This window comes from Streptomyces sp. SID5464, assembly GCF_009862985.1.
Lineage (GTDB): Bacteria > Actinomycetota > Actinomycetes > Streptomycetales > Streptomycetaceae > Streptomyces > Streptomyces chartreusis_D.
Genome location: NZ_WWIQ01000071.1, coordinates 228,399 through 245,175, shown reverse-complemented (window position 1 = coordinate 245,175; position 16,777 = coordinate 228,399). Strand labels below are relative to the sequence as shown.

At 72.8% G+C, this 16,777-nt stretch carries 12 protein-coding genes; 10 read left to right on the top strand and 2 right to left on the bottom strand.

Annotated elements, in window-relative coordinates; translation table 11 throughout:
* On the bottom strand, positions 1 to 681 hold a 681-nt coding region (locus tag GTY47_RS33815; RefSeq protein ID WP_010043161.1), incomplete at its 3' end, for a GAF domain-containing protein.
* Between the two features lie 174 nt (positions 682 to 855).
* Here GTY47_RS33815 and GTY47_RS33810 point away from each other — a divergent pair.
* The 9 genes from GTY47_RS33810 (at position 856) to fusA (ending at position 13,371) form a co-directional block, all read left to right on the top strand.
* A complete protein-coding gene (locus GTY47_RS33810; RefSeq protein ID WP_010043159.1) occupies positions 856 to 2,595 on the top strand; it encodes an FAD-dependent monooxygenase in 1,740 nt (579 codons plus the stop codon).
* A 54-nt stretch (positions 2,596 to 2,649) separates the two neighbouring features.
* Entirely contained in the window at positions 2,650 to 3,519 is an 870-nt protein-coding gene (locus GTY47_RS33805; protein WP_010043158.1) for an intradiol ring-cleavage dioxygenase, read from the top strand.
* Positions 3,516 to 4,592: a maleylacetate reductase gene (locus tag GTY47_RS33800; RefSeq protein WP_010043156.1), complete on the top strand. Its 1,077-nt coding sequence runs from the start codon at positions 3,516 to 3,518 to the stop codon at positions 4,590 to 4,592. The genes GTY47_RS33805 and GTY47_RS33800 overlap by 4 nt, the downstream gene beginning before the upstream one ends.
* A gap of 214 nt (positions 4,593 to 4,806) precedes the next feature.
* Positions 4,807 to 6,618, top strand: a complete 1,812-nt coding sequence (locus GTY47_RS33795) for a S8 family serine peptidase (RefSeq protein WP_029181394.1) — start codon at positions 4,807 to 4,809, stop codon at positions 6,616 to 6,618.
* A 28-nt stretch (positions 6,619 to 6,646) separates the two neighbouring features.
* The gene (locus GTY47_RS33790) at positions 6,647 to 7,726 is read left to right on the top strand and encodes a hypothetical protein (RefSeq protein WP_010043152.1); all 1,080 of its coding nucleotides are present in this window, start codon (positions 6,647 to 6,649) and stop codon (positions 7,724 to 7,726) included.
* Entirely contained in the window at positions 7,723 to 9,021 is a 1,299-nt protein-coding gene (locus tag GTY47_RS33785) for a patatin-like phospholipase family protein (RefSeq protein ID WP_010043149.1), read from the top strand. The genes GTY47_RS33790 and GTY47_RS33785 overlap by 4 nt, the downstream gene beginning before the upstream one ends.
* A gap of 97 nt (positions 9,022 to 9,118) precedes the next feature.
* Positions 9,119 to 9,961, top strand: a complete 843-nt coding sequence (locus tag GTY47_RS33780; RefSeq protein ID WP_010043145.1) for an NAD(P)H-binding protein — start codon at positions 9,119 to 9,121, stop codon at positions 9,959 to 9,961.
* Positions 9,962 to 10,092: 131 nt separating this feature from the next.
* A complete protein-coding gene (locus GTY47_RS33775; RefSeq protein WP_029181393.1) occupies positions 10,093 to 11,007 on the top strand; it encodes a YceI family protein in 915 nt (304 codons plus the stop codon).
* Positions 11,008 to 11,328: 321 nt separating this feature from the next.
* Positions 11,329 to 13,371 (top strand): elongation factor G, encoded by a 2,043-nt coding sequence (gene fusA, locus GTY47_RS33770; RefSeq protein WP_010043143.1) that lies wholly within the window; start codon positions 11,329 to 11,331, stop codon positions 13,369 to 13,371.
* A gap of 47 nt (positions 13,372 to 13,418) precedes the next feature.
* Here the strand turns inward: fusA and GTY47_RS33765 are convergent, their stop codons facing one another.
* On the bottom strand, positions 13,419 to 15,224 hold the full coding sequence (locus GTY47_RS33765) for a hypothetical protein (RefSeq protein ID WP_010043141.1): 1,806 nt from the start codon (positions 15,222 to 15,224) through the stop codon (positions 13,419 to 13,421).
* A 233-nt stretch (positions 15,225 to 15,457) separates the two neighbouring features.
* Between GTY47_RS33765 and GTY47_RS33760 the strand changes: the two genes are divergently transcribed.
* Positions 15,458 to 16,774: a sugar ABC transporter substrate-binding protein gene (locus GTY47_RS33760; protein ID WP_010043140.1), complete on the top strand. Its 1,317-nt coding sequence runs from the start codon at positions 15,458 to 15,460 to the stop codon at positions 16,772 to 16,774.
* Positions 16,775 to 16,777 lie beyond the last annotated feature (3 nt).

Here is a 16,777-nt window from a genome sequence, read left to right as displayed (position 1 = left end):
CCCCCGGCCCGATCCCCCCGCCGCCCGCAGATACGCGTCCAGCAACACCCGCTCAGCCCGCCCCGCCCGCGCACGCAGCTCCGTCTCGACCGCCGCGGCGGCGGCCTCGGCGAGTGCCGCATGAGGATGCGGCGAACCCGAGGCGCCCAGCCGCGACGTGAGCGACGCGACGGTCAGCGTGCCGACGACCCGGCCGCCCTCCGGGGCGAGCACCGGAACGCTCACGGCGGACACGTCCTGCCACCGGTCGAGGAAGTGCTCGGGCCCGTGCACCTCGGCCCGGCGCCGGGTGCGCAGGGCGAGAGCCGCGCTGTTGTTGCCGACCTCCTGCTCCGACAGGACGGGACACGGTTCGAGCCCGGGTACGCTCCCCGCGCTCCACAGCACGCGCAGCCGCTCGTCGGTCAGGACGAGGAGGGACCGGTCCGTGTCCAGGGCCGGGACGATCCGGTCGAGCACCGGCCGGGCGGCACCGAGCAGCGCCGACTCCACCGGTCGGGAGGGAGGGACGGCCGGCTCCTTCAAGTCGTGCGGCACACCGAAGAACCGCGCCCGCCGCCACGCCGCGACGACCTCCTCGGGAACGCCACCGGGCAGCGGACACCCCGACAGGAACCGCTCGCGGGCGAGACGCAGCGAGGGCCGGGCGGTGGCTGCGGGGGAAGGCTCGGTCGTGGTCACGGCATGCAACACCGTAGCGGGTTCGGTTGAACGGGCAACAACTGCTGTCCCCTGGCGCCCCTCACGGACCCGCCACCCACCAGGTGTCTCGTAATGAGACACCCGCGACCGGCCCAACCACCCCATGATCATGGACGCTCGTTGTCCGCCCCGAGATTCCCGCAGGAGCGCCCCGTGTCCACCGTCGTCGAGACCGACGTCCTGATCGTGGGCAGCGGCCCCGCCGGTGCCTCGGCCGCGCTCGCCCTGAGCACCTACGGCGTGCCCAACATCGTGGTGACCCGCTACGCGAGCCTCGCCGACACGCCCCGCGCGCACATCACCAACCAGCGCACCATGGAGGTGCTGCGCGACCTCGGCGTGGAACAGGACGTCATCGCGCAGGCCACCCCGCAGCACCTGATGGGCAACACGACGTTCTGCACCAGCCTCGCGGGCGAGGAACTGGGCCGGGTGCGCTCCTGGGGCAACGACCCGCTCGCGCAGGCCGAACACGAACTCGCCAGCCCCACCCGCATGTGCGACATGCCGCAGCACCTCATGGAGCCGGTCCTCGTGAACGCGGCCGTCGCCCGCGGCACCCGGCTGCGCTTCGAGACCGAGTACCTCTCGCACACCCAGGACGCCGACGGCGTCACGGCCACCGTCCGCGACCGGCTGCGCGGGGACACGTACGAGATCCGTGCCCAGTACCTGATCGGTGCCGACGGCGGACGGTCCAAGGTCGCCACCGACGCCGGACTGCCGATGGGCGGCCAGATGGGCGTGGCCGGCAGCATCAACATCGTCTTCGAGGCGGACCTGACGCGGTACACCGCCCATCGCCCGTCCACGCTGTACTGGGTCCTCGCGCCCGGCGCGACCGTCGGCGGCATCGGCGCGGGCCTGGTGCGCTGTGTCCGTCCCTGGACCGAGTGGCTGATCGTGTGGGGCTACGACGTCGCCGCGGGCGCCCCCGACCTGACCACGGAGTACGCCGAGTCCGTCGTGCGCAAGCTCGTCGGCGACGACGACATCCCCGTGACGGTCAAGTCGTCCTCAGCCTGGACCGTCAACGAGATGTACGCGGAGAGCTACGCCAACGGCCGCGTCTTCTGCGCCGGCGACGCCGTGCACCGGCATCCCCCGTCCAACGGCCTCGGCTCCAACACCTCCATCCAGGACGCCTACAACCTGGCCTGGAAGCTCAAACTCGTCCTCGACGGCACCGCCCACCCCAGGCTGCTCGACAGCTACACCGCCGAACGCGCGCCCATCGGCCGGCAGATCGTCACCCGCGCCAACCAGTCCATCCGCGAGACCGCCCCGATCTTCGAGGCCCTCGACGGACTCTCCCCGCAGACCCCCGAGCAGCTGTGGGCCAACATCGCCGCCCGCAAGGACACCACCGAGGCCGCCGGGAAACAACGCGCCGAGCTGCGCGAGGCGATCGCCTTCAAGGCGTACGAGTTCAACGCGCACGGCGTCGACCTCAACCAGCGCTACCGCTCCGGCGCGATCGTCCCGGACGGCACGCCCGACCCCGGCTTCGCCCGCGACCCCGAGCTGCACCACCAGCCGTCCTCCCGCCCCGGCGCCCGGCTCCCGCACGCCTGGATCACCTCCGGCTCCCGCACGCTGTCCACCCTCGACACGGTCGGCCGGGGCCGCTTCACCCTGCTCACCGGCATCGGGGGAGAGGACTGGGTGCGGGCGGCCGGGGCGCAGGAAGTGGAGATCGCCACCGTGGTGATCGGTCCCGGGCAGGAGTACGAGGACCCGTACGGAGACTGGTCGCGCCTGAGCGAGATCTCCGACGCGGGTGCCCTGCTCGTGCGCCCCGACGGCTTCGTCGCCTTCCGGCACGCGTCCGCCGCACCGGACGCCGGCGAACTGCTCACGGACGCGTTGCGGAGCATCCTCGGACGCGCCTGAACGAGCAATCATGGAAGCAAGGGAAGCAGCGGACGTCGACAGCGAGGAGCCGGGATGACCACCGAAGCGACCGGGGCCGACGTCACCGAGCAGGCCCTCGCCAGCCTCCGGGGGACCGCCGACCCGCGGCTGCGCGAGCTGCTCACCGGCCTCGTCCGCCATCTGCACGACTTCGCGCGCGAGACCCGGCTGACCCAGGAGGAGTGGGAGCGGGCGATCGCCTTTCTGACGGCGACCGGGCAGGCCTGTACCGACACCCGGCAGGAGTTCATCCTGCTGTCGGACGTGCTCGGGCTGTCCATGCTGGTGGAGACCGTCCACGGCCATCGCGCCCCGGGGGCCACCGAATCGACCGTGCTCGGCCCGTTCCACATGACCGAGTCCCCGGTCCGGGAACTCGGCGACGACATCGACCTGGTCGGCGGCGGCGCACCGTGCGTCGTCAGCGGCCGGGTACGGTCCGAGGACGGCACCCCGCTGCCCGGCGCCGTCGTCGACGTCTGGCAGGCCGACGACAAGGGCTTCTACGACGTCCAGCAGCCCGGCGTCCAGCCCGCGGGCAACGGACGCGGCCTGTTCACCGCCGACACCGAGGGCCGCTTCTGGTTCCGCACCTGCGTCCCGGCGGCGTACCCGATCCCCACCGACGGCCCGGTCGGCGGCCTGCTGCGCGCGACCGGGCGGCACCCCTACCGTCCCGCGCACATCCACTTCATCGCCACGGCCGAGGGACACACGCCCCTCACCACGCACATCTTCGTGGCCGGCGGCGACTACCTCGACTCCGACGCGGTGTTCGCCGTGAAACAGAGCCTGGTCCAGGACTTCGCGGAGACCGACGACCCCTCCCTGGCCCGTGAGTTCGGCGTGCCCAACCCCTTCCGGCACGCCCGCTTCGACCTCGTCCTGGAGCGTGCCGCATGACGTTCCGCAGCGAGTTCTCGTACGAGACCCGGCCCGTGCGGGTCGTCTTCCGGCCCGGCGCGGCCGTCACCGCGACCCCGGGGGAGGCCGCACGCCTGGGCCTGCGGCGGCTGCTCGTGGTCTGCGGCAGCAGGGGCGAAGCCGTCGCCCGGGCGGTCGCGGACGCGCTCGGCGACGCGTGCGCGGGAGTGCACGCCGAGGCCCGGATGCACGTGCCCGTCGAGGACGCCGACCGGGCCGTCGCGGCGGTACGGGCGGCCGGGGCGGACGGCTGCGTCGCGGTCGGCGGCGGCTCCGCGATCGGGCTCGGCAAGGCGATCGCCCTGCGCACCGGACTGCCGCTGATCGCCGTGCCCTCGACCTACTCGGGTTCCGAGATGACGCCCGTGTGGGGCCTGACCGACCACGGCACCAAGCGCACCGGCCGTGACCCGGTCGTCCAGCCCCGCAGCGTCGTCTACGACCCCCGGCTCACCCTCTCGCTGCCCGTGCCGCTGACCGTGACCAGCGGCGTCAACGCGCTCGCGCACGCGGTCGAGGCGCTCTACGCCCCGGACACCTCGCCGCTGGTCTCGGTCATGGCCGAGGAGGGCGTGCGGGCCATGGCCGAGGCGCTGCCGCGACTGGCCGCCGACCCGCAGAACCTGGACGCGCGCAGCCGGGCGCTGTACGCGGCATGGCTGTGCGGCTCGTGCCTCGGCTCGACCACGATGGGGCTGCACCACAAGCTGTGCCACGTCCTGGGCGGCACCTACGGGCTGCCGCACGCCCAGACGCACACCGTGGTCCTGCCCCACGCCCTCGCCCACAACGCCCCCGCCGCGCCCCAGGCGCTGACCGTACTGTGCCGCGCCCTCGACACCGACAACGCGCCGCGTGCCCTGTGGGACCTGGCCGCCCGCCTCGGCGCACCTCGCTCCCTCGCCGAACTCGGCCTGCGGGAAAGCGATCTGGCACCCGCGGCGGACCGGGTCGCGGGCGAGCCCTACGCCAACCCGCGCGAAGTGACGGCGGAGGGGGTCCGCTCGGTGCTGCGGGCGGCGTACGACGGCGGGCCGCCCGTGACGCCGTAGGAGCCGCCGTCAGACCCCCACCCGCTGTCAGCCGCCCCCACCGCCGTGACCCGGCATCACCCCAGACTGCCTGATGCGGCGTCAGCGCGCTGCCGCCCGGCCCGTGCGGTTGCAGCGCCCCTGACCTGGGTGGAGCATGGAAACAGGCCCTCGGCCGCTGCCGCCGTCTCCCACGCCTTGCGCAGGGCCGCACGCACGCGCACCGGGAGTCCACATGGACCGAGCCGACCTCTCAGCAGTGTTCTACGGGGAGGGCCCCGTACCTGTCCTGTGGGCCACCTACTGCCCCGTGCACTTCGACGTATGGCTGGCGTTCGCCCGGCCGCCGTCCTCGCGGGGGGACGCCGACGGCCCGGGCGCCGGCGCCGGTCCGGCAGCGGCGGCCCGGACGGGGGAGCGGGGACGGCAGGACCTGATTCTCGCGATCCGTGAGGAGTACGGCGTCGAGCAGGTGCTGGAGCGATTCCAGAGCCGCGGGCTGATGGAGAAGTGCCGTCCGATCGCCGCCGGCAGCTTCGTGGCGGCGCAGCTGACCCTCAAGGAACTCGTCAGCGACATCCTGCCCCTCACCAGCCTGGCCGGTGCGGTGCGCGTCGCCCACGAACTCGCCCGCGGCGGCGGGACCGAGAGTATCGAAGCAGCCCTCGCCGGACACGTCAGGACCCCGGCCACCAGCGAGATCCACGACAGCATGGAACGCCGCCAGGAGCGCGGCCGCCACGTCACCTGGCTGCTGAGGCTGCTGCACCGCGTGGTGCGGAACGCGCGGCCGGACCTCGCCCGGGACGAGACGCGGGAACGGGCCGTGACGGACGTACTCGTCGACATGCTGGACGCCGTCGTCGTGGACACCGGCCCCGCGCGCCGGCCGCACGCACCCGTCGGACGGGTGGTCGACCGAAGACAGAAGTACCCGGTCGTCTCCGTGACGACGAACCGGCCCGCGACCGGAGCGGTCGTACGGTCCCGCCGGACGATCAAAGCCGACGCGGCGGAGCAGGTCTTCTCGGTGGACACCGCCTCCATCGGCTGGGCCGTGGTCGACAGCGGCATCGACCCGCGGCACCCCGCCTTCCACGACTGGGACACCACCGGCCCCACGCCGCAGCAGCTCGAGACGCGCATCGCCCGCTCCTTCGACTTCACCGGCGTACGGGAGAAACTCTCCGCGGACGTGCTCGTGGGCGGCCTGGTCAACTGGGCGGCCGCCCTGCCGTCCGTGGAGACCACCCCGTCCCCGGGGCGGCCCGCCCGGCCGACGCCCGGCGACCAGCACGGCACCCACATCGCCGGCATCATCGGCGGCTGCTGGCCGGAGCTGGACTTCCGCGGCATCTGCCCGCACATCCGGCTGTACGACTTCCGGGTCCTCGACGACGACGGCGGAGGCGACGAGTTCTCCATCGTCACCGCGCTCCAGGCGATCCGTCACATCAACGAGACGGCCGGGCGGTTCATCGTCGCCGGGGTCAACATCAGCCTGTCGGTCCCGCACGACGTCGCCAGCCACTCCACCGGGTGGACACCCGTGTGCGTCGAGTGCGACCGCCTGACCCGGTCGGGCGTCGTGGTCGTGACGGCGGCCGGCAACGCGGGGTTCGCCGGCACCGCGCGGACCCTGGGCTCCGACTACCGGAACATCAGCATCTCCGACCCCGGGAACGCGGAGTCCGTCATCACCGTCGGCTCCACCCACCGCAGCAACCCGCACCGCCACGGCGTCAGCTACTTCTCCAGCCGCGGCCCCACCGGCGACGGTCGGCCCAAGCCCGACCTGGTCGCCCCGGGGGAGGACATCGACGGCCCCATCCCCGGCGAGGGCATCGCCGCCATGCACGGCACCAGCCAGGCGGCGGCCCATGTCAGCGGAGCCGCGGCCATGCTGCTGGCCCGCAACCGGGAGTTGATCGGCCGCCCGGAACGCGTGAAGGAGATCCTGTGCGCCACGGCGACGGACCTGGCCCGCGAACGCCACTTCCAGGGCCATGGGCTCGTCGACGTGCTGCGTGCCATCCAGTCCGTCTGACGGATCGGTCCACCAGCCAGGAGCCGACATGCTCACGTTCGATTTCCTCGACGCCCGCCACGGCGACTGCTTCCTCGTCCACTGGGGCACACCCCCCGAGCGGGTCATGCTCGTCGACGGCGGTCCCGGAGACGTCTACCGGGCCACGCTCCGCGGCCGGCTGCGGCAGCTCGGCGGACCGGGCGGCGGCGCTGCGCCGCACCTCGACGTCGTGTGCCTCTCCCATGTCGACGACGACCACGCCGGCGGGCTCGTCCGGCTCTTCCGCGACATGCGGCAGGCCCAGCAGGACGGGGACGCCCTGCCGTACGCGGTGGACGCCCTGTGGTTCAACTCCGTGGAGGAACTCGTCGACCGGCGTGCCCCCGGGCTGAGCGCCTCCGTCCGGCCGCTCCTCGAACGCGCCGCCACCGACGCGGCGGTCGGGGCGAGCTACCAGCAGGGCCGCGACATCCGCAACGCGGCGACCGCGCTGCACCTGGACGGCAACGCCCCGTTCGGCGGCCCGCTCACCGAGGGCGCCGAGGCGGTCCTCGACGACCTGGACGTCACGGTCGTCGCGCCGGACCAGGAAGCGCTGGAGGAGCTGGAGGGACGCTGGCGCAAGGCGAAACAGCGCGGCGATCCCGACGTCATCACCGCGGGCTACACCGACGGGTCGGTGCCGAACCTCTCCAGCATCGTCCTGCTGCTGCGCCACGAGGGCCGCACCGCTCTGCTCACCGGTGACGCCCGCGGCGACCGCGTCCTGACCGGGCTGCGCGAACTGGGCCTGCTCGACGACTCGGAACCCTTCCATATCGACCTGCTCAAACTGCCGCACCACGGCAGTGACCGCAACGTGGAAGCAGGCTTCTTCGAGCAGGTGCGGGCCGACCACTACGTGATATCCGCCGACGGCGTCCGCCACCACCACCCCAGCGAGGACACCCTGCGCTGGCTCGTCGAGTCCCGGGCACCGGACGACGAGTACGTCGTCCACCTGACCAACCACATCCCGTTCGCCGAGGAGGAACTGACGCGACTGAGCGAGGGCCGCGCCTTCGGCGTCGACGTCCGGGCGCCCGCCGAGCAAGCGCTCCTCATCACGATCGGAGACCCGCCATGACCACCTCCCGGCGGCCCCCCGCCCCTTCCGCCCCCTCCGCCCCTTCCGCGCTTCCGGCCGGCGCCGTGCCGGGCGCCGGTCCGCAGTGGGCCGTGGACTCGCCGGCTGCCGGCACCGGCCTCACGGCGCGTCCCTGCGGTGACGCCCTCCGCCCTGCCGAACCACCGGCCACCGACCACCCGGTCGCGCTCGCCCTGTCCGGCGGCGGGTTCCGTGCCACTCTCGCCGCCCTGGGCTTCGTGCGGCTGCTGGCCGACACCGGGCTGCTTCCCCGGCTGCGGTACTCCTCGTCCGTGTCCGGCGGTTCGATCGCCAACGGCTGCCTGGCGACCGCCTGGCCCGCGCTGCGGCGGGAGAACTTCACCGCGGACGCCGTCGACGAGCTGGTCGTCGCGCCGGTCGTCGACCGCGTCTCCTCCCGCTCCCTCAAGCGTGCCCTCGTCGGCGGCCTGTGGCGGACCCTCGGCCCCTCGACCCGTACGGATCTCCTGGCCAGGTGCCTGGACGAGTGGTTCCTGGGCGAGACCGAACTGGAGCGGCTGGACCCGGAGGTGCGCTGGATCGTCAACGCCGCCAACCAGACCACCGGGGCCCGCTTCACCTTCGAACGCGACGTGTACGGCGACTACACCATCGGCCTGGCCCCCACGGCCGGCACGCGGCTGCGGCTGAGCCGGGCCGTGTCCGCCTCCGCGGCGGTGCCCGGCGCGTTCCCGCCCGTCGTCCTCGACCAGGACCCCTTCCCGTGCGCCACCCACCCGCCCGCGCTGCTCGACGGCGGTACGTACGACAACACGGGCCTGGAGGCCATCGACTCAGACCGATACCGGCACACCTTCCTGTGCGTCCTCAACGCCGGGGGGCTGCTGCGCCCCGGCGTGTACGGGCGCGTCCCGGTGGTCCGGGACCTGGCCCGGGCGAACTCGCTGCTGTACCGGCAGAGCACCACGCTGCGGACCCGTGCCGTCGTCGAACGCTTCGAGCGCGCGAGGGCCGCGGGCCCGGACGGTGAACTGCCGCGCGGTGCCCGCCGCGGGGTCCTCGTCCAGCTCTCCACCGACTTCCCGGCGGACGGCCCGGACGCCCTGCGCCGATGGCACGCGGCCTTCCCCGAGGACCCGGCCTTCGACGGCCGGCACCTCGCCCTCGTCCCGACCGTTTTCGACCGCCTCGACCCCGGCCTGTGCCGGGCCCTGGTCCACCGCGGCTGGTGGCTCGGCGGCGCGGCCCTGGCGGCGTACCACCCGCAGCTGCTTCCGGACGACCTGACGGCGCTGCGCCCGCCGCGCCGATGACGCCTCGTCCGGCGACGGAGAACAGAGCCCCACCCGCCCCGGTCTTGCGATGGCCTTGCGGACACAAGGTGACCGCGAGTCTTCCTAAGGTCGGGGCATGACGCAGACGCAGAGGATTCTTGTCACCGGCGCCACCGGAACCGTCGGACGCCAGGTCGTCGCCGAACTGCTCGCCCGGGGCCACGAGGTGCGTGTCCTGACACGCGACGCGGCGAAGGCCGCCTTCCCGGCCGGAGTCGAGGTCGTCGAGGGCGACCTGACCGAGTCCGACGGCCTGGCCCCCGCGCTGGAGGGTGTGAGCGGACTGCACCTGATCACCTTCGGCGGTGCCGCCTTCACTCCGCTGGAGACCGGCCCGCGCATCCTGGAACTGGCGCGCTCGGCCGGCGTCCGCCGGATCACCGTGCTGCACGGCGGCGGACCCACCCCGCTGGAGGACGCGGTACGTGCCGACGACGGTGTGGACTGGACCGTGCTCAAGCCGGTCGAGTTCATGGCCAACGCCCTGGAGTGGGCGGACGGGATCACGGCCTCGGGCGAGGTGCGGGAGCCGTTCGTCGCACGGCTGAGTGCCATGGTCCACGAGGGCGACATCGGCGCCGTCGCCGCGGTCGCGCTGACCGAGGAGGGCCACGCAGGCCAGGAGTACGTGATCACCGGCCCCGAAGTGCTCACCGTCGCCGACAAGGTGAAGACGATCGCCGCCGCCGTCGGCCGGGAGATCGCGCTGGTCGAGCTGACCGAGGAGCAGGCCGTCGAGCAGTGGCGGGCGGCGTACCTGCCGGAGGACGTGATCGGCTTCCTGCTCGAGGTGTACGGGAACACCCCCGAGGCGGGCCGCACGGTCTCGGGCACCGTCGAGAAGGTCACCGGCCGCCCGGCGCGCACCTTCGCCCAGTGGGCCGCCGAGCACGCGGACGCCTTCCGGGAGCGGTCCTGACTGTCTCGTAATGAGACACCCGCCGTGCCGCACGGTCCTTCAAGATCGACAAGGGGGTGTGACCGCAGCAAGGTGCGGCCGGCGGCGTGCGCCGAATCGCCGCCGCGGGCCGCTGAAGAAAGGTGAACGACATGGCCCTCGCACTGCTCCGGCGCCGATGGCACAAGAGCGCCTCGGCCGCGGCGGCGGGCCTCGCCCTCCCCCTCCCACCCGGTGCGGGTGCCGTCGCCCGCGAGGTGGTCGACCCGATGGGCTCGCCCCTGGCCGCCGCGGATGTCACCGTCACCGCCCTGGACAGCCACCGGGTGGCCGCCCGCGGCACGACCGACCCCTACGGCTACTTCCTCGCCGCGCTGCCGCCCGGCCGGTACAGCCTGCTCATCTCGGCCGAGGGCCTGCGGCCGCACCGCGAGACGATCGAGACGGCCGCGGGCACCTCGACGCCCACCGAGCGCGTCTGGCTGCAACCGGCCGAGGCGCTCCAGCTGCCGACGCCCGGCACCTGGCTCTTCGACCCGCCGCACACCGCGATCCGGTTCATCGCCAAGCACGTCGGCATGGCCCATGTGCACGGCCGTTTCGAACGCTTCGACGGCGGCATACAGATCGCCCAGGACATGGCCGACTCCCGCGTGCGCGTCCGCATCGACGCCTCCAGCATCACCACCGGCAACACCACGCGCGACAACCACCTGCGGTCTGCCGACTTCCTGGACGTCGAGCGCTTCCCGTACATCGACTTCACGAGCACGCGCTTCGCCTACCGGGGCGGCAGCAAGTGGTCGCTGCTGGGCTCCCTCACGATGCACGGCGTGAGCCGCTCGGTGGCCCTGGACACCACGTACCTCGGCACCGTGAACGGCGGCTACGGCCAGGAACTGCGCTGCGCGGCCCTGGCGACGGCGGAACTGCACCGTGAGGACTACACGCTGAACTGGCGCTCGATGCTGGCCCGGGGCATCGCGGTGGTCGGCCCCACCGTGCAACTGGAACTGGACGTGCAGGCGATGTACCGCACCCACGACACCCCGACCCCGCCGGAATAATCCCTGGCCCGGCTCCCCCCGCCCTCCCTACACTCACGCACGTACCCGCGCCGCCCACGACCCGGGCGGCGCACCGTCGTGACGAACGAAGGGAGACGGCCGTGCGTGACCGCACCGCTGCCACCGTCTCCCTGCCGCGCTACGAGGTGATCCTCGTGTCCTCGTCGCTCCGGTGCCCGCTGCGCGGCGGCACCGGCTGACCGGGACGACACCCGGCCGCCATCACGTGCCTTGACGTGCCGTCAGGGCCATGGCCGCCCTGCCCTTCTCGCCCGGTAATCGCGCTGCCCCTTTCCTGAACGCTCCGAAAGGCCCTGGGCCGTGCGCACCAACCACAACCCGCTCGCCGTCGTCCGCAACCTCGGCATCCTCGCCCACGTCGACGCCGGCAAGACCACCGTCACCGAACGGATCCTGTTCGCCACCGGAACCACGCACAAGCGCGGCGAGGTCCACGACGGCACGACCGTCACCGACTTCGACCCGCAGGAGCGGGACCGGGGCATCACCATCTTCGCCGCGGCGGTGAGCTGCGCCTGGGACGGTCACCGGATCAACCTGATCGACACCCCGGGGCACGTCGACTTCGCCGACGAGGTGGAGCGTGCGCTGCGGGTCCTCGACGGCGCGGTGGCGGTGTTCGACGCGGTGGCCGGGGTGGAACCGCAGAGCGAGTCGGTGTGGCGGCAGGCCGACCGGCACGGCGTACCGAGGATCGCGTTCGTCAACAAGATGGACCGTGCCGGCGCCGACCTGGACGTGGCCGTCGCGTCGATCCGGGAGCGACTGCACCCCGCCCCGCTGGTCGTGCAGCTGCCGATCGGCTCGGAGGACGCCTTCACCGGCGTCGTCGACCTCGTACGCATGCGCGCCCAGCGGTGGGCCGACGGCGACGCCCTCGAGGAGGCGCCGGTGCCGGACGACCTCCGGGACGAGGCCCTCGCACGCCGCCGGGCGCTGGAGGAGGCCGTGGCGGAACTCCATCCGGGCGCCCTGGAGGAGTTCTGCGCCACGGGCACGCTCGGCGAGCGGACCCTCTCCTCGGCGCTGCGGGACCTCACCCGGGACGGCGAGGGCGTGGTCGTGCTGTGCGGGTCCGCGTACCGCAACCGGGGTGTGGAGCCGCTGCTCGACGCGGTGGTGGCCTATCTGCCGTCGCCGCTGGGCGTGCCGCCGGTCCGCGGCAGCCACGAGGGCGGGCAGCGGGAGCGGCCCGCCGATCCGGCGGCTCCGCCGGCCGCCCTCGCCTTCAAGGTGCACGCCACCCCGACCGGACGGCTGACCTACCTGCGGATCTACTCCGGGACGATCCAGAAGGGAGACACCCTCTGGGACGCGAGCGCGCGACGCACCGAGCGCGTCGGCCGGATCCTGCGCGTCCAGGCCGACCGGCACGCCCCGCTGGACCGGGCGGTCGCCGGGGACATCGTCGCCGTCGTCGGGCTCAAGTCGGCCCGTGCCGGCTCGACCTTGTGCGCGCCGGACGCCCCGCTCGTCCTGGAACCGCCGGGCGTGCCCGAGCCGGTGGTGTCGGTCGCGGTCGAGTCCCGCAGGGCCGGCGACACCGACCGGCTGGCGTCCGGGCTGGCCCGGCTGACCGAGGAGGATCCCTCGCTGGTCGTGCGGACCGACCGGGAGACCGGGCAGACGGTGCTGTCGGGCATGGGCGAGCTGCATCTGGAGGTGGCGGTGGAGAAGCTCCGGCGCGATCTCGGGCTGGAGGTCAACGTAGGCCGCCCACGGGTCGGTTACCGGGAGACCGTCGCACGGGGTGTGTCCGGGCTGGTGTTCCGGCACGTCAAACAGGACGGCGGGGCGGGGCAGTTCGCCCATGTCGTCCTCGACGTGGAGCCGTACGAGGAGGGAGGCTTCGACTTCCGCTCGGCCGTCGTCGGCGGGCGCGTGCCGCAGGAGTACGTCCGGGCGGTCGAGGCGGGCTGCCGGGACGCCCTCGCCGAGGGGCCGCTCGGCGGGCACCCGGTGACCGGGCTGCGCGTCACGCTCACCGACGGGGCGACCCATGTGAAGGACTCCTCGGACACGGCGTTCCGCACGGCCGGCCGCCTCGGGCTCCGCGAGGCCCTGCGCGCCTGCGCGATGGTCCTGCTGGAGCCGGTCGTCGAGGTCACGGTGACCGTGCCCGAGGACGCGGTGGGCGGCGTGCTCGGCGACCTCGCCGCCCGGCGCGGCCGGGTGACCGGCTCGGTCACCCGGGCGGGCGCGGCGGTCGTCACGGCCACCGTGCCGCTGGCCGAACTCTTCGGCTACGCGACCCGGTTGCGCAGCCGCACCCAGGGCCGCGGCACCTTCACGGCCCGGCCCACCGGCTACGCGCCGGCGCCGGTCGCGACGCCGGTGCGGTAGCGCCGGGAAGGCCCCTCCCTTTCCGACCGGAAGGGAGGGGCCGGTCCTCACGGGTAGGACACCACCGTCGACGGCACCGTGGACGTCCCCGACGTCGGCGCCCCGGCGTCGTTGATGACGCGCTCGTACTGCCCGTTGCCGCCCAGCGAGACCACGAGCAGGTCGTGGAACCGCACCCCGGGCCGGTTCGGGGCGGCGAACCCGTGGTGCTGCACGATCGTCGGGTCGACGTTGTAGTAGCAGTAGCTGCCCAGACCCCAGCCCTCGTGCGTCGTGACGCCGTCCCCGACCCGGTAGGCCGCGTATCCCTTGGTCGAACCGTTCTGGATCGCGGCCTGGTTCGGCGCGTCGTACGCCTTCTCGTTCTGGAAGAAGATCGTCCGGCCGCGCTCCCCGAACCACTGCACGTCGTACTTGTTGAAGTGCTCGACGAACAGGCCGGTCGCCAGCACGTCGTGGCCGTTGACGACGACGCCGTAGTCCGCCCGGTTGGTCTCCCAGCCGACGCCGTCGCCGTGGTCGGCGCGCCAGACCCAGGTGTGGTCGACGATGGTGTGGCGGCTGTTGACGACCATGCCGGTGGTGGCCTTGCCGGGGCCGGCCCCGCCGATGCGGACGAACACGTCCTGGACGGTGGTCGGGTCGGCGGAGTGGTCCCGGGAGGCACCGCGCGGGCCGACCTCCAGCAGGGTCGCGGAGTTGACCGGCCCGGCGTCGACGAGGAACCCGGCGAGGCGTACGCCGCCGACGTCGGCGACCTTCAGGGCGGTGACGCCGTTGTCGGGGATGAGCGTGGCGTAGCCGAGGCCGAGCACGACCGTGCCGGCCCTGTCGACCCGGACCGGCTGGTCGAGGTGGTAGATGCCGGGTGTCAACAGCAGGTGGAGCCCTTGGGCGAGGGCCTGGTTGAGCGTGGCCGCGGAGACTCCGGGCTTGGCGACGTAGAACCGCGACAGGGGCAGCGAGGTGCCTCTCGGGGTGCCGTTGCCCCAGGTGACGCCGCGGGCGTTGGTCCGCTTCTCCGGCAGGAACACCCGGTACTCGCTGCCCTGGAGGTACAGGAACGGCTTCTCACGGGAGACGGGCGTCGTGGCGAGCGTGGTGTACGGCGGGTTCGGGAAGCCCTGCGCGGGGGCGCCCTCGACGCCGGAGAAGACCATGTTCCACACGCCGTTGAGCCAGCCGCCGATCACGCTGTCCCGGGTGTACCACTGCTGCTGCGAGTACGGCTGGACCTCGCCGTCGATCCGGCTGTCGGCGATGTAGCCGCCGCTGGACCAGCCGTAGCCGGTCGGGGCGAGGTTGAGGTTGCCGCGCACATGCATCCGGCGGAACGGGGCCGCCTGCGAGACCGCCCAGCGGTTGGTGCCGTTCACGGGGACGACCGCGAGGTTCTCCGCCGAACGCCAGAAGTTCTGGGTGGCGTTGCCGCCGAACCAGCCCGCGTCGACGGTGATGTCGCCGTTGATGGTGGTGTCGTCGGGGGACAGGCCCAGCCCCGCGATGGAGGTGTAGAACCCGATCTGCGCGTTGAGGCCGTGGTACGCGCCCGGCTTGAACAGCAGCTGGTAGCGGCCGGTGCCGAACTGGGCCGACTCCTGCCGCCGGAAGACCTCGTCCAGCCTGGCCTGGATGTTCGGCGTGGCGGGGTCGAAGACCAGCACGTTCGGGCCGAGGTCGCCGCCACCGGGCAGGGCGCGCGGTTTCCTCCGGGGGGCAGGGGCGGACGGGGTGGCCGGGGCCGCCGTCGCGGTGCCGGGCAGGCCCGCGAGCACGGAGGCCGCCGCGGCGGCACCGAGGACGGTCCGGCGGGCGGGCGAGGGCAGGCCGGATGACGGGGAGTCAGGGGGCATGGGGCGGCTCTCCTGGTTCAGGAAGTGAACGAAGTGGGGTGCGGGGAGCGCTCTCTCGCCGCTGAATGGTTCATCCGTGGAACAGATGCGTCAAGGGGTGCGGCAAGAGTTCCAAGAGTGTGTCCAAACCCTTGACGGAGTCCCCTGGCGCGGATTAACTCACGTCCTAAATTAAGCCATGACGGCTCCCTCTCGACGGGGGAGACGTACTCCCGGAAGGGACACGAGCAGCCATGCGCAGCATCCGAGCCGCGGCCGCCGGTGCCGTCACCCTGTCACTCACCCTCGCGGCCACGGCCTGCGGAGGAGGCTCCCCGACGGGCGGCGGATCGAACGACTCGCCCAAGACGCTCACGTACTGGGCGTCCAACCAGGGCGCCGGCATCGAGGTCGACAAGAAGGTCCTCCAGCCCGAACTCGACAAGTTCGAGCAGCGGACCGGGATCAAGGTGCAGTTGGAGGTCGTCCCCTGGTCCGACCTGCTGAACCGGATCCTCACCGCCACCACCTCCGGCCAGGGCCCGGACGTGCTGAACATCGGCAACACCTGGAGCGCCTCGCTCCAGGCCACCGGCGCGCTGCTGCCGTGGGACGCGAAGAACTTCGACAAGATCGGAGGCAAGGACCGGTTCGTCGACTCGGCACTCGGCTCGACCGGCGCGCAGGGCCAGGACCCGGCCGCGGTGCCGCTGTACTCGATGGCGTACGCGCTCTACTACAACAAGAAGATGTTCGCCGACGCCGGCATCGCCGAGCCGCCCGCCACCTGGGACGAGCTGGTCGCCGACGGCAAGAAGCTGTCAAAGGACGGCAAGTGGGGCCTGGGCGCCGAGGGTTCGAACCCGTCGGAGAACGTCCACCACGCCTTCGTCTTCGCCGAGCAGCACGGCGCCGACTTCTTCACCCCTGACGGCAAGCCCGACTTCACCGGTGACGGGACGGTCGCCGCGGTCAAGCAGTACGTCGACCTGATGGCCAAGGACAAGGTCATCGCGCCGGGCAACGCCGAGTACGCGCAGAACCAGTCCGTCAGCGACTTCGCCAAGGGCAGGACCGCGATGCTGCTGTGGCAGTCGGCGTCCGCCAACCTCACGTCGCAGGGCATGAGCGAGGACGACTACGGCATCGCACCCGTGCCCGTGCAGTCCGGCACCCCCGGCCCCGGAAAGCAGGTGAACTCGATGGTCGCGGGCATCAACCTCGCCGTCTTCAAGAACACCGACAACCTCGACGGCGCCACGACGTTCGTGAAGTTCATGACCAGCGACACCGAGCAGAAGATCCTCAACAAGGCCTACGGCTCGATACCGCCCGTGAAGTCCGCCCAGAGCGACGCCGCGTTCACCACCCCGGCCAACGCCGTGCTGAAGGACACCCTCGCCAAGAGCGCCGCCGCGCTGCCGCAGGTCGCCGACGAGTCACAGTTCGAGACGGCGGTCGGCACGGCGGTCAAGGAGCTGTTCGCCGACGCCGCCGCCGGGCGCGCGGTCACCACCGGCTCGGTGAAGGCGGCCCTGGAGAAGGCCCAGCAGCAGATGCCGGCGGCCTGAGCG